The sequence below is a fragment of the Microvirga sp. BSC39 genome, from assembly GCF_000739015.1.
Lineage (GTDB): Bacteria > Pseudomonadota > Alphaproteobacteria > Rhizobiales > Beijerinckiaceae > Microvirga.
Window position 1 is genome coordinate 317444 of sequence record NZ_JPUG01000077.1, and the last position, 20682, is coordinate 338125.

Here is a 20682-nt window from a genome sequence, read left to right on the forward strand (position 1 = left end):
CGCCTGGGTGAACCGGGGGCTCGATTGGAAGTTCCGACGGGGATACCGCCATCAGGGTCCACGCTCCCGTGATCCCGTGCATCCCTGCGTCACGACCGCCCGCACCGGAACCTGCCTTCCGTGATTCAGTTGACGACGCTTCTGTGACAGGAGCGGGAACATGCAGACAGGGTGGCTGACGGTGCTGGGTTTGGCAGCGGGGCTGTGCACCAGCCTCAGCTTCGTCCCGCAGGTGCTCAAGGCATGGCGCGAGGGCGACACCGAGGCGATCTCGAAGCGCATGTACGTGGCCTCGCTCATCGCCTACGGGCTCTGGATAGGCCACGGGCTGATGATCGCCAGCGTGCCGGTCGTCCTGTTCAACGTGATCAACGTGGTCTTCGCGGGCATCATCCTGACCCTGAAGCTGCGAAGCTCCAGACTCGCGCGGGTGCGCTGACATGCAGGCAACCCTCTCCACGCTTCTCGGTGTCGCGGCAGGCTGCATCGGTCTCTACAGCCTCGTCCCGCAGGTCGTGAAGTGCTGCCGCAGCGGCGATGTCGCGGCCATCTCGCTGCGCATGTTCGCGGTGCGCACCTTCGGGCTCCTGCTCTGGACCGTCTACGGCTTCGCCCTCGGGTCCCTGCCGATCCTGGTCTTCAGCGCGCTCGGCTTGGTTCTGAGCTCGGTCATCCTTGTCCTGAAGGTCCGCGGCTCCCGTCTGCAGGCCGCCGGCGAACCCTGCCGTCAGGATGCATCGCCGCATCAGGCGCCGGGTGCCGCCGAACCCGTCGCGCGTTGAGAGAGGTCGCCGCACATCAGAGCGAGCATCGTCGCTCTCAGAGGCCGCCTTGCAATCTCAATGAGTCTGTTGCGTGAACGGGACGGCTTCTAGAAAGGGGAATTCCAGGATGATCTCGTCCAGGTCGTCCTTCACCTCGATATGCGCCGTGGCCCAGTTCACCGGCTGCTCGAATTCCGTGCTCATGAGGTTCTGAGCCATCGCCCTCGCCACCTCCCAGGCCTGATCCGCATCGCGCAGGTCCTGTCCCTCGGGGTCGGGGAGGGCGTCTGCACCGATATGCACGTTGAAGAAGTAGCGCGGCATGGGTGTCCTTGAAGCTTGGGTGGATCATGGCCAATCGGGCCGGATGCGTTCGGTTCCGTGTGGTCTCCCGAATTGCCAATCGATGCAAGGCGGCTCGGCGATGCTCCCTCGGCCCATGAGGGAATCGGCTCCAGAACGAACTAACGTTGGGCCACCGTGAACCGTGACGACCACAAGGGCCGAAGAAGCGGTTCGGCCACGACGCCGCCGATCATTGCGAAGGCCATCAGGATGAGGCCAAGGCGACCATAGAGCACAACGCGATTCTTACGGGTCATGAACCCTCGCAACCGTTGGGCCGGAATCAGCCTCAAGGATCCTTGTTGCCAATTGTGGCGATAATACTGCCCGAATGGGACCGCCATCTCTGCACCAAGTCTTAACCATGCGAGGGCAAACGCACTCACCTCCCTCTCTTCCAAAAGCCCTGATGGGAACGGAGGCCGTGCAGAAGGGTTGGACCCACTCACGGGGCGGCTGGGGAGCAGGTCCTTCGAGTTCTCATTCACGTCGATGCCATTGCTCAGATCAGAATTATCCTCCAGTCATGTTGCCGAGCACCTGAGCGCCCTTACTGAGAAGGTCGATGAGATTGCGCAGCGCGCGGGTGTGTCGGCGGTCGCGCGCTTGGACCTCGAAACCACTCTTGCCGCGTTGCCGTGGCCAAGCCGACGCCGCCTCCGCCTGGTGCTCGAGAGCGCCCGTGTCGGTACGGGCGACAAAGCCGTGGGCGAGGCTGTCGCGGTGATGCTTGCGCTGTCGGCCGATGTCTGGGCTCGCACGCCTCCGCCGGGCGAGAGCGACCGCGGCGGCTCACAGGGGTGAGATCATGCCGCTCACGAGAGCCTGGAATATGTGTCCCGTCCCGCATCCCACACCACGATCCGCTGGCCGCCTTCTTCCATCACGACGCCTGCGGCCTTGCCGAGACGGGCCGACGCTTCGGCCACGACCACAGCCGCTTCGATGGCCTGCGGCCGTTCATCGAACCGGCCAAGGGTCTCATCGGCGAGGTGAACGGCCCAGCCCTCCTTGGACAGACGGATGATGTAGAGATCCTGCTCGCTCATGAGGCCCTCCCGGACCGTACCGTTGCCGGATCGAAGATTAACGAACGGCCGGCGGGTTTATTCCGCAACAATCTCTCATCATCTCGTTCAATGGGCGCCGACCGGGCGGAAACTATATTGCCTGGCCGGATTCCGATCCGCCGATCTCGAAAGGCTTGAAGGAGCCCGGGACGGCCGTGCGCCGGTTCAAGTCATGGATGGTCGATGCGCTGCTACTTTCATCTGGTGAACGGTCACGAGATCATTGAGGACGACACGGGCGTTGAGGTCCCCGACCTTGCCAAGGCGCACGCGTTCGCCCTGCAGACCATCGAGGACGTTCGCGCCGAGGCGATCCAGTTCGGCGAATCGTGGCAGGACTGGCGGCTCGATGTGGTCGACTCATCCGGCACCGTCCTCCTGTCCATTCCGCTCGAGCCGATCCTGCACTGACCCTGCCGATTCCGCGCGGGACCCGGTCAGTGAGGCATCGCGGCGGTCTCATCGACATGAGCGCTGGAATAGATCCTGTACGCGAGCGCGGCGAGGCCGAGCAGCGTGATCGCGGCAAGCGCACAGCAGGTTGCAAAGCCCAGCGAGAAGCCGCTGCGCGCCACGTCCAGCCAGACCGGTGCGGTGCCGCCCATCGCTTTCGCCGTCTCGACCGCGCCTGCGAGCGTGCTCGAGACGGCGAGCTGCTGGGCGGCGTTCAGCCCGCTCAGGTCCACGCCGTCCATGCTCATGCGGTACACGAGCGTTCCGAGGCTTCCGAGCAGGGCGACGCCGAGCGCTCCGCCGAACTCCGCGCTCGTCTCGGAGATGGCGGAGGCGGAGCCTGCCTGCTCCGGCGGTGCGGTGCCGACGATCAGGCCCGTCGTGGTGAGGACGACGGGCACGAAGCCGAGACCGACCAGCATGCTGGCCGTCAGAACGCCGACGAGGCTCTCGGCGAAGGCGGCAACGGCCATCGCGGTGACGCCGACCGCATAGACGAGCAGCCCGAGGAGAACGGTCTTGACCGGCCCGAGCCGGTTCGTGAACCGGTACGCGTGCAACGACATGATCGTGAAGACGAGCGCGGACGGCACGGACCAGACGGCCGCCTCGAGAGGCGACAGGCCGAGAACGAGTTGCAGGAACAGGTTCTGAAACAGGAATACCCCGAACACGAAGAACATGCCGGCCAGATTGACGATCAGCGATGCGGTGAAAGCCGGGATGCGGAACAGGCGCAGATCGATCAGCGGATGCGCGAGACTCTTCTGGCGGCGCACGAACAATACGCCGATCAAAAGGCCCGCCGCGATCGCCAGCAGCTGATGGGGCGCGAAGCCATCGGCCGCCATGTGCTTGAATCCGTAGATGATCGGCAGCACGGTCCCGAGGGACAGCGCCACACTGACGAGATCGAGCCTTTCGCCGCCCTCGCTCCTGTATTCCGGCAACAGGAAAGGCGCCACGACCAGCAGCGCGAGCATGATCGGGATATTGATCAGAAACACCGATCCCCAATGAAAGTATTGCAGCAGCACGCCGCCGATGAGAGGTCCCACCAATCCTCCCAGAGCGAAGGCGGTGCCCCAGATGCCGATGGCGCGGTTCCGCTCGTGTTCGTTCTGAAACAGGTTGACCACCAGGGACAGGGTCGACGGCGCGATGGTCGCGCCGGCGATGCCGAGCAGCGCGCGCGCCATGATGAGCTGCTGGGCCGTGCCTGCAAAAGCGGCCACTGCGGATGCCAGACCGAACGCGAAGGCGCCGATGAGCAGCACGCGCCTGCGGCCCACCCTGTCGCCGAGCGTACCCATCGTCACCAGGAAGCCCGCGACCATGAAGCCGTAGATGTCGTTGATCCAGAGCAGTTCCGATGCCGACGGGTCGAGATCCGCCACGATGGCAGGCATCGCCAGGAAGAGCACCGACAGGTCCATCGAGTAGATCAGGCAGGCGACGGACAGAACGCAAAGCCCGATCCACTCACGGCGTCCGGCAAGCGGCTGGTTTTCAACGGTTGCCTGTACCTGCATGAACCGACTCTCATCTTTCGAAGGGCCGGCACTTTCACGGGCTCGTGGGGATTTGGCAAGCCTCGAGAAAATTAGACGGGTGGTTCTACTGAACCAAGATCCAGCTCAAAAGCCGGTCGCCTGGTGTTCCTCAGATTTCTGGCCATCGCCTCGGCCACGTGCATTTCGACACACGAAAACCGTCGATATGCAGCAGCGGCCCCAACCTTCACATGGCTGCCCGAAGAGTCTGGTTGAGGCCCAGCCAATAGGCGTCGATCTGCTCGACCATCCGTAACAGTTCCTCGGGACGCGCCGGCTTCACAAGATACGAGTTCGCGCCAAGGTCGTAGGCCCGCTCGAGATCGACGTTCTCCCGCGAGGAGGTCAGGATGATCACAGGAACCCTCCGGAAGATGGGGTGTCCCTTGATCCATTCGAGCACCTCGAATCCGGATCGGCCTGGAAGCTTCAGATCCAGGAGAATGACCACCGGGCGTTGGGGATCCGGAGCGCGACTGATCCCATTGAGAAATGCCAGCGCTTCGTCGCCATCCACTGCGAAATGGAGGGGTATCTCCACCTTCGCCTTGCGGCAGGCCCGAGCGAGCAGGTGTCGATCGTCGGGATCGTCCTCGACGATCAGGATCACGTCGTCGGTAGGATTCATTCCGGCCTCTCCTTCTGCGCCGACCTGAGCTCGATCCAGAAGCGGCTTCCCTGTCCTGGACTTGAGATCACGCCGCTGCGGCCGTCCATGCGTTCAAGGCTTCTGCTGACGATGGCCAAGCCAATCCCCGTCCCTGGGTAGCTTTCCACGCCATGGAGGCGCTGGAAAGGTTGGAACACGCGCTCCTGATGATCGGGATCGATGCCGATGCCATTGTCGTCGACCCAGAGCCGGACTCGTCCGTCCCGTTCTTCGGCTCCGATGCATATCTGGGGCGTCCGGCCCGGCGGGACGAACTTGATGGCATTCGACAGCAGGTTCGCCACCGCCTGAGCGAGCGTGGGCGGGTGAGCCATGACATCGGGCAGGGGATGTTTCACCTCTACCGCGGCATTCGACTCCCTGATTTGCAGCTCGGCATCGGCAATCACCCTTTCCACCGTGGCTTTGAGGGCGACCGGGCGCACGCTCACCTCTTCCCGGGCCAGACGGCTGTAGCTGAGGATATCGCGGATCAGCTCCTCCATGCGACCGGCTGCGGCAACGATACGCTCCACGAAACCATGGCCTTCCTTCGGTAGGGCTGAGCCGTAATCCTCCACGAGGGCGTCGGCGTAGCCGTGCATGGCGCGCAGCGGCGCCCTCAGGTCATGGGAGATCGTGTAGGCGAACGCATCCAGCTCCCGGTTGACCTGGGTAAGCTGGACGGTGCGTTCCTCTACCTGCCGTTCGAGGTTGTGCCGGAAGCCTCGCTCCGCATCCAGGAGCCGGGCATTGGCGCGCTGGCGTCCGATCCAGATCACGCCGAGGATGGTGCTGACCAGGGCCAGGACTCCCGTGAGCGCAGCGACCCGGCTGGTCCAGACGGCCTGCTGCTCCAGGCGCTGGGTCCGGGAGACCATGATGTCCCGCTCAGCATGTTCGAACTCGACGATGGCGGCGTCGATCTCCTCCATCAGCCTCTGGCCAGTATCCGTCCGGACCACTGCGAGGGCTTCCTCGAAGCTCCTGTGCCGAAGCTCGACCGTTTGAGCCAGCTCGCCCAGCTTGGCTTCGACGAGAGGGCGCAGGTGACGAAGGCGTGTTGCTTGCCCTGGATCCTGCACATCGCGCTCCAGTCGCTGGAAGCTGTCCCAGACATGTCCGGTCGCCTGCTCGTAGGGCGCAAGGTAGCGGCGTTCCCCGGTCAGGATGTAGCCCCTCTGGCCCGTCTCGGCGGCGCGAACATCCACGTGCAGTTTGGCGACGCTCTGAAGGATGGAGCTCGCATGCAGAACCAAGGCGCGGGCTTCCGAGAGGCTTAAGAGAAACACGTTCAACGTGATCGCGCTGGCGACCAGCAGCGCCCCAGCAACCGCAAGCGCCGCTGACCCGAGGAACGGCTTGATGCGGGACGGTCCGGAGGTAGCAGGGCCACGCATGGGCGGTGTCTCGACGCCCGTTCTTGCCCGATGGCTATCGGCGGACAGGATCAACGGAGCTTCCCGTTCGTTGCCTTTGTGGCCTCGTGCGCCAATTCATCCGTCGCTTCTTGCCTGAATGGTCCCATGCGCATCCTCTTTGTCGACGACGACCCCGATACCCGTGCTCTGGCAATTCGGGCCGTCACCCAGGAGTTCCCCGACGCCGAGGTCCGGGAGGCGCCCGATCTGAACGGGCTCGATGAACTCCTGCGGGAGCAAGCACCCGACATCTTGGTCACCGATTACGACCTGCGCTGGTCGGATGGGATCGCCGTTTTCGACAAGGTCAAGGCGGCCAATCCCTTCTGCTGCACAGTCATGTTCACGGGCACCGGCAATGAGGAGTTGGCGGTTCGCGTTCTCAAGCACGGCTTCGACGATTACGTGGTCAAGGGCGCCAAGCAGCTTCGACGCCTGGCCATGGCGGTCCGCTCTGCTTTTGACCGCAGGCGGGAGTTGCTTGAGCTGGGCGAGAACCGCGACTTGGTTCTCAAGGAGCTATATCACCGGTTGCACAACAACCTTCAGATCGTGATCAGCCTCCTGCGGATGACGGAGAAGGCTATCACGAATGCCGGTGACCGGGAGCAACTCGCGGACCTTCAGCGCCGCATCCAAGCGCTGAGCGCCCTCCAGGAGGAGTTCTACCGCTCGGAGGACTTCCGCCGGGTGGACTTCGCAGCCTTCATGGAACGGCTTTCCGGAAGCCTCGCCGGCCTGTCAGGCGGGCGTGTTCGGCTTGCTCTTCGTCTGGAAGCGGTGGAGTTGCCCGTTGACTTGGCAGTGCCGTTCGGGCTCATTGCCAATGAAGTTCTCACCAATTCCTTGAAACATGCCTTTCCGGACGATCGCACCGGGCAGTTGTCGGTCACACTCCAGGCGACGGCGGGTGGAGCGGTCCTGACCATCGTAGACGATGGCGCGGGATACCCTGAGAATTTGGATCTATCTGTTGCGTCCGGTGTCGGAATGCGCCTCATCCGACGGCTGACGGACCAGATAGGGGGCGAAGTGTCGTATGAGCGAGGTGAGGTGGGAGCACTATGCCGGATCAGCGTTCCACTCTGAACGGGAGACTGCGTGTCCTTATCGTCGAGGACGAGGCTCTTGTGGCGGATTATATCGCCGATGTGCTTGAGGAAGCCGGTCACGAAGTGGCAGGCTTCGCTGCGACCGGAGAGAAGGCGCTCCAGTCTCTGGAGCGGGACCGGGTCGACGTCGCCATCCTGGACATCAAGCTGAAGGGCGGCATGACCGGGATCGATGTCGCCCACGCGGCGCGTGATCGCGCCATCCCGTACCTGTTCATTTCCGGTTCGGGCGAACCGTTGACGCGTTTGGCCGCTGAGGCAACCGGACCGCTCGCCTTTCTCCAGAAGCCGTTCAACCAGGAAGAACTCGTCTCGGTTCTCAGGACCGCGGCGGAACGTGAGGTGACATCCAGGGATGCTTCGGCCTCTGCAGCGACGACGGAGCCGCCGCGCAACGGCGTCTGACAGATCTCAGCCAAGGCCATCCGCCCCGAGCGCTCCCGACTTCCGGCGTGATGGCATCGCTCCGAGGCCATCAATATGCGTTGCCCCGCGGGCAAGACGGTGCCGGATCTCGGCCGCACTGGTATCAACGGATAACATAAGTCGCCTCAAGCGGCGAGTAGGCCGTGCCAGTGCGCGTCGCGCGCGGACGGGCGGCGGTGCAGGCGGCGGTCGAGCAGTTGGCCGGCCTTCACGGCCTCGCCGCTGCGCATGAGGGCCAGCAGCAGCATGTCCTCGATCATCTCGCGCTGGGCGCCGCTGCCGCCGATGCGCACGACTTCCGCCGCGACCGGCTCCAGGATGCGCGCGCAGGCCGCGTAGTCCTCGTCCGCAAACGCGAGAGCCGCGCGGCAGATCGCCGGCACCACAGGCCCGGCCGGCAAGGCTCCTGCCTCAACCAGCGCCATCAGAGCCTTCACGCGCTCTTCGACCGCAGCCTTGTCGCCGGTCGCGGCCGCGAGAAGCGCCATGTGCACGTCGGCAAAGGCGAAGCCCGCCTTCTGAAAATACTTTTCGGAATAGGCTGCTGCGTCCTCCCATAGCCCTGCCGGCACTGTGTGGCCGTAGGCCTTCAGCCGCCACAGGAAGGACGCGGTGTCGCTCACCACATTGACCGGCATGCCGGCCGTCACCGAGGGCTGGATGTGATCGGCGTAGATCGCCAGCGCCCCTTCCGGATCGCCGCGTTCCAGGGCGCCCAGCGCCGAATGCCAGGCGATGTGGCCGTGGAGAACGCCTGTGCGGTCGTAGCCCGGCAGCCAGTCGGCGATCAGGCGCTCCGCCTCGTCGTGCGCGCCGCCTTCGTAAAGGGCGTGCGAGAGCGCATGCGCCGCGTTGGCGTTGTTCCGGCGCAGGTCGTAGCCGCGCTGCGTGAGAGCCCGGCCATGCGCCACGTTGCCGTTCTCCGCATGCGACCAGCCGCGATAGGTGAGGAACCACCAGTCGTCCGCGTCGAAGTGCCGGGCGTGGCGCTCGCAGAGATCGACGCGCGCCTGATCGTGACCCGCCATGCCGGAGAAGGCGAAGAGCCCGAAGGCGCCGAGCGGCAGCGACAGGATCAGCACGTCCCGCGGCCAGGCATCGGCATGGGCGAGCGCCCGCTCCAGCGCCTGGGCCGAGAGGCCGTTGATGGCGAGCGACAGGACCGTCACATGGCTGCGCTCGCGCTCGGTGCCGCGCCGGGCGACGATCTCCTCCGCCGTGGCGATCCGCGCCTTGGCCTTCGCCAGCTCGGACCGGATGGCGTGCAGGCGGGCGCGGGCCGCATGGGCGAGGGCGAAGTCCGGATCGGCCGCGATGGCCTCCTCCAACACCTCGGCCGCTCCAGGCCAGGCCGAGAGGAGCAGGTCGACGCCATGCCGGTAGCGCTCGGCCGCGATGTCGGACGTGGTCGAGAGCGGCAGGCCACGGCTGTCGAAGCGGGTCATGGCGGATTCCTCATTCCGGGAGCGTGCAGGCAGCATGGCCCGTCCCGGCGGTTTGTACGGGATCGCCCTCTGTCCGTCTTTTGACAGTCTGCCAAATAATATAGAGTAGGCGCCAAACTGGAGACCCGCGATGTCATGGGAAACGCTCGAGGCGCCGCCCGGGTTGGAGCCTCCTCGGCCGATCACCGTGCGGGCGCAGACCATCCCGGCGCGCCACTTCTTTCCCGAGCATTCGCACCGTTGGCACCAGATGGTCTACGCGATCTCCGGCGTGCTCACGGTCACTGTCGAGGGACATTCCTTCGTGATCTCGCCGGAGCAGGCAGTCTGGCTGCCGACGGGCTTAAGGCACCGCACCGGGTCCCTGCTCGGCGCGGAGTTCCGCAGCCTCTGGATCGCCCATGAGACCGGCCGGGGCCTGCCGACAACGCCGACCGTGTTCGGCGTCACGCCGCTGCTGAAGGCGCTGATCGTGGAGGCGACCGCCATCGGGAGCGACGAAGACCGGGACGGCTATGCGGGCCGCGTGACGGATCTGCTCCTCGACCAGCTCCGGCGGGCGCGGCCGCTTCCGGGCGCGCTTTCCTGGCCGCGCGGCGGATCCTCCCTGACAGTCTTGTGCGAGGCGCTCTATGCCGACCCCGCCGACCCGCGCGGGCCGGAGGCCTGGGGCCGGGAGCTCGGGATGTCGGAGCGGACGCTCACGCGCCGCTTCGAGGCGGAGCTGGGCATGAGCCTGCGCTCCTGGCGCCGGCGCCTGCGGCTGTTCAAGTCGATCGAGCTCATGGGCGGAGGCCTGGACGTGACCCGCACGGCCCTGGAGCTCGGCTACGGCTCCACATCGGCCTTCGTGTACGCGTTCCGCACCGAGATGGGCTGCAGCCCCCAGGCCTATATGCGCGGGCGCGGCGTGGATCGGAGCGCTCCGGGCGAGCCGTCCACATAGCCGAAGCCGCCCCCATCGTCGGGCTTCCGCACGCCGGAGACCTCAAGCGTCAGCGTCATCGCCTTTGATGATCGATCGGATCTTCTGCGCCAGGGCATCCACAGCGAAAGGCTTCGTGATCATCTGCATTCCCGGCTCCAGGAAGCCTGCTGCCAAGGTGGCGTTCTCAGCGTAGCCGGTGATGAAGAGGATCTTGAGGTCGCGCCGTCCTTCCCGGGCGGCATCGGCGAGCTGGCGCCCATTCAGGCCCGGCAGGCCCACATCCGTGACCAGGAGATCGATGCGCCGCCTGGATTGGAGGATCTTGAGCCCTTCCGGTCCATCCGCCGCCTCCAGGGTCCGGTAGCCGAGATCCTCAAGCACCTCGACGATCAGGCTGCGCACTACCGGCTCGTCCTCGACCACCAGAACCGTCTCGCCAGTCTCGGCCCGTGGCGCCTCGGCAAGGGTCGCCGATTCGATCTCCGCGTCCGTCTCGCCGCGATAGCGCGGCAGGTAGATCTTGATCGTGGTTCCTTGCCCGACTTCGCTGTAGATCTTGGCGTGCCCCTCCGACTGCCGTGCAAAGCCGTACACCATGGACAGGCCAAGGCCGGTGCCCTGACCGATGGGCTTGGTCGTGAAGAACGGGTCGAAGGCCCGTTCGATCACATCCTGCGACATGCCGGTTCCGGTGTCCGTTACGCAGATGCAAACATACTGTCCTGGCTTCACATCCCGTTGCGCGGCAACATACGCATCGTCGAGATGGGCGTTGCAAGTCTCGATCGTCAGATTGCCGCCGTCCGGCATGGCATCGCGGGCGTTGATCACGAGGTTGAGAAGCGCGCTCTCCAGCTGGTTGGGGTCGCACAGCGTCGGCCAGAGGCCGCCCGCCAGCACCACCTCCAGCGTGACCATCTCACCCACCGTGCGTCGGAACAGGTCCTCCAGAGAGGCGACGAGCGCGTTCGCCTGCACGGGCCTCGGATCGAGCGGCTGGCGGCGTGCAAAGGCAAGCAGGCGATGGGTCAGCGCGGCTGCGCGATTTGCCGAGGTCGCGGCCGCGGTGATGTAGCGATCGACATTGTCCGTCCGCCCCTGCGCAAGGCGGGTACGCAGCATGTCCAGGGAGCCGATCACCCCGGTCAGAAGGTTGTTGAAGTCATGAGCGATACCGCCCGTGAGCTGGCCCACCGCCTCCATCTTCTGGGACTGCCGCAGAGCCTCTTCCGTCTCCCGCAGGGTTTCGGCCGCAGCCCGCTCCGCCGTGATGTCGCGACCGATGGCATAGAACAATCCCTCCTTCGGCACGGCTGTCCAGGAGATCAGCCGGTAGCTGCCGTCCTTGGCGCGGAAGCGGTTCTCGAACCGGAACGTCCGGATTCCCTGGTCGAGGCGTGAAAGTTCTCCGAGCGTGCTCTCCACATCGTCCGGGTGGATGAGACCCAGGAAGTTGCTGGCCAGAAGCTCCGCCTCGGACCAGCCGAGCATGGCGGTCCAGGCCGGGTTGATCGCCAACAGGGTTCCGTCGGCCCGGCATACGTCCATCAGGTCCGTGCTGAGCTGCCAGATCTGGTCCCTTTCCCGGGTCCGCTCCTCCACTTCGGCTTCCAAGGTTTCGTTCAGACGCCGCAGCGCCTCTTCGGCGCGCCGGCGCTCCTCGATCTCCCACTGCGCTTTCTGGAACAGGCGGGCGTTGTCGATGGCCACCGCCGCCCCTGCGGCCAGCCCGACGATCAAGCGTTCAGAACGCGCGTGGAACACGCCAGGCTGTGCATGTCCGAAGAACAGGCCGCCGATCACCTCGCCCGAGCGCGACGTTACCGGCACGGCCAGATAGCTGCGGACGGGCAGGTGGCCCGCAGGCATGCCCCGGTGGGGCTCCATGTGTCCGTAGGCAGGATCCTTGGTGATGTCGTCCGACCGCACGATCCGCTCACCGTTGAACGTGGGAGCGAAGACATGGGTGTTGCGCGGCATCGGGAACTTGGAGAAGGCCTCGCGCGGGACGCCGGAGATCGCATAGAGCACGTAGCTCTCGCCCGCTTGGTTCTCCACGTTGTAGAAGAATGCGCCGAACTGGGCCCCGGTGAGTTCGACGCCCGCATCCGTCACCTTCTGCACCAGCCGGTCCAGGTCGAGCTCGGACGCGGCGGCCGCAAGCGCCGTGTTGAGGATTTCCAGGGCGCGGGTCTCCTCCAGCAGGGCCTCCTGGCTGGCTCGCCGCTCCGAGATGTCCTCCGTGGTGCCGTACCATTTGATGATCTGCCCATCGTCCCCGCGCCGTGGAGAGGCGCGCGAGTGCATCCAGCGATACTCGCCGGTGCGCATTCGGACGCGGTGCTCGATGTCGAAAGGCTCCCCCGTGGCAATGGAGTGCCCCCACGCATCCAAGGTCGGCTCCACATCGTCCGGGTGCATGGCCTGCGCCCAGGTCCCGCTCAGTCCCGTGGTGCCGGTCCAGTCCTGCCAGCGACCGGCGACGCGATCGAGCTGGCCGTTGGGGAGGGACGTCCAGCTGACCTGCGGATTCAGCTCGACCGCATGGCGGTAGTGGTCCTCCGCCTCGTGAAGCAGAGCCTCCGCATGCTTGCGCTCGGAGATGTCGCGGTAGAAGACCGCCAGGCCATCGGGAGCCGGATAGGCCCGGATCTCGATCCAGGCCTCCCGTCCGTCAGGCCACGTGTAGCTGTTCTCGAACATGACGGGGACGCGCTCCGCCATGGCCTTCCTGTACATCTCGCCCAGCAGGGAGTTCTCCGTGTTCGGCCAGACCTCCCAGTGCGTGCGCCCGACGATTTCGGCCTCGGCCCGTGTGTCCAGGCGCAAGCCGGCAGGGTTGATCCGAAGGATGCGGAACTCCCGGTCGAGCAGCACGAAGGCCTCGTCCATGCCATCGAGCACGCCCCGGGCCCGCTCCTCGCTCTGGCGCAGGGCCTGCTGGCCAAGGACCTTGCCGGTCGTCTCCGTCGCGGCGCAGAACATGCCGGCAATTTTGCCGTCGTCGTCCCAGGCAGGCGTGTAGGAGAAGCTGAACCAGGCCTCCTCTCGATAGCCATGGCGCTCCATCGGGATCAGCAGATCCTCGTGCCAGCTCGCCTGGCCGGCAAGGGTCTGGTCCACGAGCGGTTTGATCTGCTCCCAGATGTCGGACCAGACCTCGGCGAAGGGTCGGCCGAGGGCGCCGGGGTGCTTGGCGCCGAAGATCGGAACGTAGTCGTCGTTGTAGAGGAAGGCGAGATCCGGCCCCCAGGCGATGAACATCGGCTGCTTGGCGTTGAGCATCAGGCGCACGAGGGTGCGCAGCGTCCGTGGCCATGTGTCGGGCTGGCCAAGCGGCGACGTGCTCCAGTCATGCGCCCGCATGCGTGCGCCCATCTCGCCGCCGCCTTCCAGGAAGGGGTCCGTGGCGCTGGGACTCGGATCGCTCCTGCTAGTATCCATTTGGATCCTCGGTGACAGCTTGCGTGGGGACTAGCCGAGCATGCCGAGGCAGATCAAGCCGAGCGGACCAACAGCAGGGGTGCTCCCGAAGGAGGCTGAGATCGTTCTGGACCAGGATCATAGGCAAACGACAGGGGGATTCCCGATAGGGCGGATGGTTTGCCATGGGTGCAAAGGGAGCCGAAACGAGGGTGTGAAGGGGATACGATCTAGAGCAGGCAAAAGGGATCTCAACGCCAGATCTGTTCCTTCAAGGGAAGCTTCGCCCGCCGCTTCGAGGCGGAGATGAGCCTACGCCTGTGCTCTTGGCGGCGTGGATCGGTTGATCTGCCGCAACGGCGGGCGTACGAGGTCCTGACCCGGCTGAAGGCCTTTGCACAGGAACCGCCTCATGAAGAAGATCGGCTTTCTCTCGTTCGGACACTGGTCGCCTTCGCCCGGATCGCAGACCCGGTCCGCCCGCGACACGCTGCTCCAGTCCATCGACCTGGCCGTAGCGGCCGAGGAGCTCGGCGCGGACGGCGCCTACTTCCGCGTCCACCACTTCGCCCGCCAGCTCGCCTCGCCGTTTCCGCTGCTCGCCGCCGTCGGGGCCAGGACCAGCCGCATCGAGATCGGCACCGCCGTCATCGACATGCGCTACGAGAACCCGCTCTACATGGCCGAGGATGCGGGCGCGGCCGATCTGATCGGCGGCGGGCGCCTCCAACTCGGCATCAGCCGCGGCTCGCCCGAGCAGGTGATCGACGGCTGGCGCTATTTCGGCTACGCGCCCGAGGAGGGCCAGAGCGATGCCGACATGGCCCGCCAGCACACGGACGTGTTTCTCCGCGTCCTCAGCGGCGAGGGCTTCGCCCAGCCGAACCCGCGCCCGATGTTCCCCAACCCGCCCGGCCTGCTGCGCCTCGAGCCGCATTCGGAAGGCCTTCGCGAGCGCATCTGGTGGGGGTCCGCGTCCGACGCCACGGCCATATGGGCCGCCCAGCAGGGCATGAACCTTCAGAGCTCGACCCTGAAGGAGGACGAATCGGGCGAGCCCTTCCATGTCCAGCAGGCCCGACAGATCCGCCGCTACCGGGAGGCCTGGAAGGAGGCGGGGCACGCCCGCGCGCCGCGCGTCTCGGTCTCGCGCTCCATCTTCGCGCTCATCGACGACCGCGACCGTGCCTATTTCGGACGCGGCAAGGACGGCGATCAGATCGGCGTCATCGACAACATGCGGGCGATCTTCGGCCGTTCCTACGCGGCGGAGCCGGACAGGCTGGTGGAGGAACTCAAGGCCGACGAGGCGATTGCGGAGGCCGACACCCTGCTTCTCACCGTGCCGAACCAGCTCGGCGTCGCCTACAACGCCCATGTAATCGAGGCCATCCTGAAGCATGTGGCCCCGGCGATGGGCTGGCGATAGGCATCGGCGTGAGCGCGGCGTTTCCCGATTCCGTCACCGGAAGAGGGGCGGGCGGTGCCAGGACAGGGCATGCCAGAGGGAACGCGGCCGCTCCGGATCGAGGATTTCGCGGTCCGCCAAAGCCTTCTCGGCATCGTTGATCGTCGGCGGCTCGAACGGCCGCAGGGAGCGTCCGGGTCCCGACAGCCGCTCGATGGCTGCGATCAGCGACCGCCGCTCCGACACGATGGCCGTCACATGCTCCGCCGACGTGCCGAGATGCTCGGCCAGAAGTCTCGCCCGGAAGCCCCGGATCGCATGGGACAGATCCGTGTCGTCGTCCTCCGCTTCGAGCGCGAGGTCGCACTCGGTGTCGTAGCCCATGGAGCGGTTGTTCAGGTTGGACGACCCCACCCGCAGCAGCCGGTCGTCCACGATCATGATCTTGGCGTGCACATAGATCGGCTGCTCCCCGGCCGTGACGGGCGTGTAGACCCGCAGGCGCCCGAAGCGGTCGCGGCGCTCGAGCATGGACAGGAGACGGGCCCTGGCCGAGCCCATGGCCTCCTCCTCGAGCCAGCCCTCGGCGGATTCGGGGTTGACGATCACGAACTCGGGTCCGTCCGGCTCGTCGAGGCGCCGGGCGATGGCCTCCGCGATGACCCGCGAGGCGAAATACTGGCTCTCGAAGTAAACGCTCCTGCGCGCGGCCGCGATCGCCTTGACGTACAGCGCCTCGACCTCGCGCACCTCCGTCTGATCGCCATAGGCCGGGATGGTGCGGGCGATGGCGACCGCCACATCCCTCATGTCGACGGGCAGGCCGTCGGGCCACGGGTCCGAGCCGGTTGGCGGCGGCGCCAGCACCTCTCCCGATGCCTGCTGCCAGCGTTCGCGTGCATGGTCGCCCAGAGCCCTGGCCGCGGCGCCGCTGACCGCCGTGGTGGCGTCGTGCCATGGGCCATAGGCGCGCCGCGTGAAAGGGCGGCGGCGGCGGGGGTCGTCGTCGCGGTGCTCCGACGTGTCCCACCGGTCGCCGGTCATGTCGATGCCGCCGCAGAACGCCACGGCATCGTCGATCACGACGATCTTGTGATGGTGCGCCGCGCCCGGCGGGTGGGCGCCATCCAGCTTGAACGTGATGCGCTCATGCATGGCCCATTGGGCGACCCGGAAGAGGGTGGTGCCCCGCCACAGGGCCTTCACCGTGCCGAGGTCCCATTTCAGGATGTTGATGCGAAGACCAGGCCGGCTGTCCGCAAGCCATGACAGGAAGGCTCCCAGGTGCCTCGGGTGCGCCTCTTCGTCATCGTCCGGGTCGAGGTCGATCCGGGTGTCGAAATCCCACCCGATCAGGAGGATGGAATGCTGCGCCTCGAGCATGGCCGACCGGACGGCGCGGAAATAGTCGGCGGCATCGACGATGAGGGCAACGCGGTCAGCCTGCTCGATGCGCCAGCATGTCTGACCGGGTTGCAAGACCTGCACTGCCACTCCCTTTCCCGCCCTGCCGCGCCGAACCTTCGGGCGCCCCGCACGGGCGTTGCTTCATCAAAGCTGCCTTGGCTGTAAACCAATTCCGGTCAGTTGCAGTTCCGCAGAGAGCCAGGGGCGCAAAACCGGCCCGGTTGGGGCCAGAGGCTGAAGGAGCTGCTCCCTGAAGGCTCGGGAGATCGCAACTTCGCTCTCCCTGAGAAAGGGGAGGTGCCATTAGGGAAGGTCAGGGCATCCGCATCGCGCGATCCCGCCCTGCGGGACCGGCGCGAAGGTCAGCGCCGGTATGCACGTTGAAGGAGGAGGGAGCACGGGTTCGCCTTCGGCTTGACGTCGTCAGAGACCATCAGGCTGAGGCGATCCGTTTCATGTGGGACCCGCGAAGCGCCCACCAATGCACAGCCGCTCTCAGATTGTCGAGGGCGCAACCCTGAGAACGCTCCTCTGTTCAGGCCGTGGTGCGTGCTCGAGCAAGCGCGCGACCTGCTCCTTGGGCAGGGCTTTGAAGTATCGATAGCCCTGCAGTTCGTCACAGCCGGCATTGCGCAGGAGATGTTCCTGCTCTTTGGTTTCGACTCCCTCGGCCGTGACCGTCAGGTTCATGGCCTGGCCCAGGGCCACGATGGCGTTGACGATTGCCATCGCGCTGTCTTCCTTCCCCAATCGGCTCACGAACGATCGATCGATCTTGATCTTGTCGACTTCGTAGCGGTGCAGATAGCCGAGACTCGAATACCCGGTGCCGAAGTCATCGAGCGCAATTCTGAAGCCTGCCGCCCGCAAGATTCTGAGCGTCTCAGCGGTTTGACCTCCGTCGTCGAGCAGGACGCCCTCGGTGATCTCAAGTTCGATCTTTCCGGGGTCCGTGCCGCTCTCGCGGACAATCTGGATCATTCGTTCGGCAAGGCCCTCACCTCGAAACTGAATCGGGGAGAGGTTGACCGAAATGAACAGGTCAGGCCATCGGGACGATGTTGAACAGGCGTCGCGCAGAACCAACTCTCCTATCTGCGAGATAAGGCCTGTTTGCTCTGCAACGGGGATGAACTGATCCGGCAGAATCATCCCACGTGTGGGATGGCGCCACCGCACGAGGGCTTCGAGCCCCACGATGGGCTTTCCTGCTCCTGCGACCTGCGGCTGATAGGCGACTTCGAGCCCGTGGCCGGTTGCCAGTGCTTCGCGGAGTTCTTCCTCGATGGTTCCGCGGACCTTCACAGTCTCGTCCATCGCAGCCGTAAAGGTGCGGTAACAGCCGCGCCCGTCCGCCTTGGCCCGGTAGAGTGCGATGTCCGCCTTGCGCATCACTTCGACACGTTCCATCCCTGCGTCGGGAGCAAGAGCGATGCCGATGCTCACGCCCACGAAGGCTTGGTGGCCGAGAACGTCGAAGGGCTCGCGAACAGCCGCAAGAATGCGGATGCACAGGGCGTCCACGTCCTCATCGCCCATGACCCCCGTCTGCACGATGGCGAACTCGTCGCCGCCCAACCGCGCGAGGGTGTCGCTGCTTCTCAAAAGCTTCGACAATCGTCCTGCCAGCTCTCGAATGAGGCTGTCGCCGGCATGATGCCCCAATGTGTCGTTCACATGCTTGAAGCGGTCCAGGTCCAGCATCAGCACGGCGATTCTTTCACCGCGTTGGGTGCGGGCCAGAGCCTGATCCAGGCGGTCGTCGAACAAAGCCCGGTTCGGCAGGCCCGTGAGCACATCGTGGAAGGCAAGGTGCTGAGCCTGGGCCTCGCTGGCGCGGAGTTCGACGATCATGGTTTGAAGCGCCGACATCGCGCGCCCCAGCCAACCAAGAAGCAGCCCTATGAGGACCACAACGAGGACGCCGAACAGGGCGCCGACCGGTCCGATGATGCCGAGGATCTTGGTGCCTGGCGTTTCGGGTTTCCAGACGAAGTAGCCGATTTGGCCGCCCGCATCGGACTTGAGCGGCACCGAGACTTCGTCATCTGCCTTGTGATCTGTTGCTGAGAAGCGAAGCTCCTCAATCAGGTTCTTCTCGGAGAGTTGCTGGAGGAATGCGCCGTCGAGAAAACGAACGCTTACGAGGATGAACTCGCTCCCGGGTTGCTGTGTGATCTCGTTCGAATGGGGAACGATTTTCATGGCGCTCACGGCTGCGGGCCGGCCGATCAGCTTCAGGATGTGAGCATCGTAAACTGCTCGTCCCGAAGTCAGATGCTTGCCGTCCGGTGCAGCCCCGGCGGACGTCTGAAGAGGCGGTTGCCGCGCCTCCCGCAGTTCTGCCAGATGGCTTCCAAGATCCGGCTCGATCTGGCTGAAGGTTTGCGGCTCGACGGGGGCGCCCTCAGCCGCCGCAAAGACGGCCTCGTTTCGAGCGTTCAGAATGTAGACTTGGTTATGGCCATACGTACGGGTCAGCCAGGAGCCAAGGTTCGCGTCCAGCCACTCAGCGTCCAGAGGCGTCTTATCGAGCTGAAGAACAGGGTCGTCCCAAACGGCCACGACCTCCTGCTGCAGCGAAAGCTCGCGCAGGATGCCTCGAACACTTCGTTCGGTCATCTGAAGCTGACGCTCGGTGGCCGCCGCGTCACTCTGCCGAACCGCCCAAAGGACGGCAAATGCTGCGAGAGACAGCGCTGTCAGGGTGACCAGTGCAATCAGGGGCAGAGCCTTTCTCGAGACCTGCGGGCCCGCCCGGTTCAATGAGAAAACTTCGTTGCGCAATTCTTCCACCCTTTGCATGGGGGCGCCCGGCAAAATACTGCGGACCGCCCCACGCCAATTCGTTCTTCTTATGGCTTTGATTAGCCCGGGTATTCTGCGTCGTACGTCGGGAGAATGTCAGCCTGTATCGGCAGGTCTGAAAATGCTGGATTCTCACCAGCGCGGTGGAGCGGCCTCATGCCTTTGAGGGGAGCGCATCGCTGCTTCCTCAACCCACCACAATGTGTCGTGTTGACCACCTGAGCTTCGCTGATCGCAGCCTCAAGTCAACAGCATCGGAGTACATGTCCGGAAATAACCAGCAGTACGGTTAATCATCGGATCGGGTCTATGAATGAACTGTGACGATACATGGCAGCTCGCTCGCGCGCAGAGCTGCAGACCCCAGGGCCAGCTCCGGGTCGCAGACGAACATGGAACCGCACAGGCAGGGGGCCGCTGACAATCTCTTTTGGGATTGATCGCGGGCCTACTTCAAATCCCCGCCCCGTTCTCGAACGTCCAGCGATAGCGCTCATCATAGTCCCGCTCCTCGCGCTCGATGCGCTCCAGATGGGCCACGAGTTCGTCGCGCAGCTCGTGGAGGCTGCGGCGGGGCTGGTTGTCGATCTCATATTGCCCCGGCGGCAGGGGCGGGTCGGCGTGCTTGTCCATCTCGCCGAGCGTCCGGGTGAGGCGGGCGAGCGGCTGGAGGGCGCGGTGGGCGTGGACGATGGGCTGGTGCTCCAGCTCCTCCGCGTGGCGCTCGGCGAGGCGCCAGAGCTTCTCCGTAAGCTCCTGGCGCCGCTCGCCCGGGACAGGGCTGGGCGCTTTGCGCCGGCGCTCCGGCTCCGGGTTCGGCCGCTCGATGCGAGCGGCGGCCGCCGCCCCTCGCGGACGCTGCCAGCCGCCTTGCGCGGCATAGCGCGAGAGGGTGGAGGCCGAGACGCCCAGCGCCTCCCCGAGGCGCTTGAAGGAGACGGTGGAACCCTCCACCCATTCGCGCAGCTCCGCGATCCGCTCCGGGCTGAGCTTGTCCCGCGGATGCGATGGGGCTGAGGGGTCAGGGCCGGTAGGGGCGGGGTCGCTGGGCGTCATGGGCATCGGTTCTTTGTGATCATTGAGTACAAAACATGAACAAGATAATGTTCGCGAGGCAACCGTCAAGGTTTGGTCCTCACCGTCATTCCGGGGCCCGCACGCTCACGACGATGGATCCCTTCCCGGTCCTGCGGACCGGCGGGGATGACCCCGGGGCACGCACCTCCATGTCGTTCCCGGCCGGAGAGGGCGGAGCCATCGGAGGGGAAGGGAATCCACTCACATGCTGAGCCTTGCGGATCCCCCTGGCCTGCGGCCGCCGGGGATGACATCGAGCGGCAAACCGGCTCCTGTCTGTTTCGGGCGCGTTGTCGTGTACGAGCCTGGGCCGTACACTCCGTCGGGGGCGCGGAGGATTTGTCCGATGCCGATCGAGCCGGGTCTGTGGGGCGCGGGAGACGCTTACGAGCG

At 65.3% G+C, this 20682-nt stretch carries 19 protein-coding genes; 8 read left to right on the forward strand and 11 right to left on the reverse strand.

The features are described 5' to 3' along the window. Positions 1–160: 160 nt before the first annotated feature. Positions 161–439, forward strand: coding sequence for a SemiSWEET transporter (locus tag MA07_RS23760; protein ID WP_036357696.1), 279 nt, complete (start codon positions 161–163; stop codon positions 437–439). A gap of 1 nt (position 440) precedes the next feature. Further along, positions 441–782 (forward strand): PQ-loop domain-containing transporter, encoded by a 342-nt coding sequence (locus tag MA07_RS23765; RefSeq protein ID WP_081929140.1) that lies wholly within the window; start codon positions 441–443, stop codon positions 780–782. Between the two features lie 57 nt (positions 783–839). Here MA07_RS23765 and MA07_RS23770 read toward each other — a convergent pair whose 3' ends face one another. Further along, positions 840–1088: a hypothetical protein gene (locus MA07_RS23770; protein WP_036357699.1), complete on the reverse strand. Its 249-nt coding sequence runs from the start codon at positions 1086–1088 to the stop codon at positions 840–842. A gap of 140 nt (positions 1089–1228) precedes the next feature. Then, on the reverse strand, positions 1229–1366 hold the full coding sequence (locus tag MA07_RS30540) for a hypothetical protein (protein ID WP_200879423.1): 138 nt from the start codon (positions 1364–1366) through the stop codon (positions 1229–1231). A 235-nt stretch (positions 1367–1601) separates the two neighbouring features. Here MA07_RS30540 and MA07_RS23775 point away from each other — a divergent pair, with 235 nt between their 5' ends. Further along, positions 1602–1913, forward strand: a complete 312-nt coding sequence (locus MA07_RS23775; RefSeq protein ID WP_081929150.1) for a hypothetical protein — start codon at positions 1602–1604, stop codon at positions 1911–1913. Positions 1914–1924: 11 nt separating this feature from the next. Here the strand turns inward: MA07_RS23775 and MA07_RS23780 are convergent, their stop codons facing one another. Then, positions 1925–2158: a hypothetical protein gene (locus tag MA07_RS23780; RefSeq protein WP_036357705.1), complete on the reverse strand. Its 234-nt coding sequence runs from the start codon at positions 2156–2158 to the stop codon at positions 1925–1927. 204 nt (positions 2159–2362) lie between these two features. On the opposite strand from MA07_RS23780, the gene MA07_RS23785 reads away from it, so the two are divergent. Beyond that, a complete protein-coding gene (locus MA07_RS23785) occupies positions 2363–2590 on the forward strand; it encodes a hypothetical protein (protein ID WP_036357708.1) in 228 nt (75 codons plus the stop codon). Between the two features lie 26 nt (positions 2591–2616). Here MA07_RS23785 and MA07_RS23790 read toward each other — a convergent pair whose 3' ends face one another. The 3 genes from MA07_RS23790 to MA07_RS28145 all read right to left on the reverse strand — a co-directional run bounded on the left by MA07_RS23790 (position 2617) and on the right by MA07_RS28145 (position 6234). After that, the gene (locus tag MA07_RS23790) at positions 2617–4164 is read right to left on the reverse strand and encodes an MFS transporter (RefSeq protein WP_036357711.1); all 1548 of its coding nucleotides are present in this window, start codon (positions 4162–4164) and stop codon (positions 2617–2619) included. Between the two features lie 208 nt (positions 4165–4372). Further along, the gene (locus tag MA07_RS23795) at positions 4373–4813 is read right to left on the reverse strand and encodes a response regulator (RefSeq protein ID WP_036357714.1); all 441 of its coding nucleotides are present in this window, start codon (positions 4811–4813) and stop codon (positions 4373–4375) included. Further along, complete coding sequence (locus MA07_RS28145; RefSeq protein ID WP_052003480.1) at positions 4810–6234, reverse strand: sensor histidine kinase; 1425 nt, start codon at positions 6232–6234, stop codon at positions 4810–4812. The genes MA07_RS23795 and MA07_RS28145 overlap by 4 nt, the downstream gene beginning before the upstream one ends. A gap of 126 nt (positions 6235–6360) precedes the next feature. On the opposite strand from MA07_RS28145, the gene MA07_RS28150 reads away from it, so the two are divergent. Both MA07_RS28150 and MA07_RS23810 read left to right on the forward strand, forming a co-directional pair. Continuing rightward, a complete protein-coding gene (locus MA07_RS28150) occupies positions 6361–7344 on the forward strand; it encodes a histidine kinase dimerization/phosphoacceptor domain -containing protein (RefSeq protein WP_052003481.1) in 984 nt (327 codons plus the stop codon). Next, a complete protein-coding gene (locus MA07_RS23810) occupies positions 7320–7772 on the forward strand; it encodes a response regulator (RefSeq protein ID WP_052003482.1) in 453 nt (150 codons plus the stop codon). The genes MA07_RS28150 and MA07_RS23810 overlap by 25 nt, the downstream gene beginning before the upstream one ends. A 146-nt stretch (positions 7773–7918) precedes the next feature. Here the strand turns inward: MA07_RS23810 and MA07_RS23815 are convergent, their stop codons facing one another. Beyond that, positions 7919–9238 carry a tetratricopeptide repeat protein gene (locus tag MA07_RS23815; RefSeq protein WP_036357717.1) on the reverse strand — a complete coding sequence of 440 codons (1320 nt, stop codon included), beginning with the start codon at positions 9236–9238 and terminating at the stop codon, positions 7919–7921. Positions 9239–9368: 130 nt separating this feature from the next. Between MA07_RS23815 and MA07_RS23820 the strand changes: the two genes are divergently transcribed. Further along, positions 9369–10184 carry a helix-turn-helix transcriptional regulator gene (locus MA07_RS23820; protein ID WP_036357719.1) on the forward strand — a complete coding sequence of 272 codons (816 nt, stop codon included), beginning with the start codon at positions 9369–9371 and terminating at the stop codon, positions 10182–10184. 42 nt (positions 10185–10226) lie between these two features. Here MA07_RS23820 and MA07_RS23825 read toward each other — a convergent pair whose 3' ends face one another. Then, the gene (locus MA07_RS23825; RefSeq protein WP_036357722.1) at positions 10227–13610 is read right to left on the reverse strand and encodes a hybrid sensor histidine kinase/response regulator; all 3384 of its coding nucleotides are present in this window, start codon (positions 13608–13610) and stop codon (positions 10227–10229) included. Between the two features lie 391 nt (positions 13611–14001). On the opposite strand from MA07_RS23825, the gene MA07_RS23830 reads away from it, so the two are divergent. Then, entirely contained in the window at positions 14002–15018 is a 1017-nt protein-coding gene (locus MA07_RS23830; RefSeq protein WP_036357725.1) for an LLM class flavin-dependent oxidoreductase, read from the forward strand. 33 nt (positions 15019–15051) lie between these two features. Here MA07_RS23830 and MA07_RS23835 read toward each other — a convergent pair whose 3' ends face one another. From MA07_RS23835 to MA07_RS23845, 3 genes are all read right to left on the reverse strand, one after another. After that, positions 15052–16485, reverse strand: a complete 1434-nt coding sequence (locus MA07_RS23835) for a phospholipase D-like domain-containing protein (protein WP_244445339.1) — start codon at positions 16483–16485, stop codon at positions 15052–15054. A gap of 414 nt (positions 16486–16899) precedes the next feature. Continuing rightward, the gene (locus MA07_RS23840) at positions 16900–19191 is read right to left on the reverse strand and encodes an EAL domain-containing protein (protein ID WP_160195491.1); all 2292 of its coding nucleotides are present in this window, start codon (positions 19189–19191) and stop codon (positions 16900–16902) included. A gap of 474 nt (positions 19192–19665) precedes the next feature. Then, positions 19666–20268 (reverse strand): hypothetical protein, encoded by a 603-nt coding sequence (locus MA07_RS23845; RefSeq protein WP_152569002.1) that lies wholly within the window; start codon positions 20266–20268, stop codon positions 19666–19668. Positions 20269–20682: the final 414 nt, after the last annotated feature.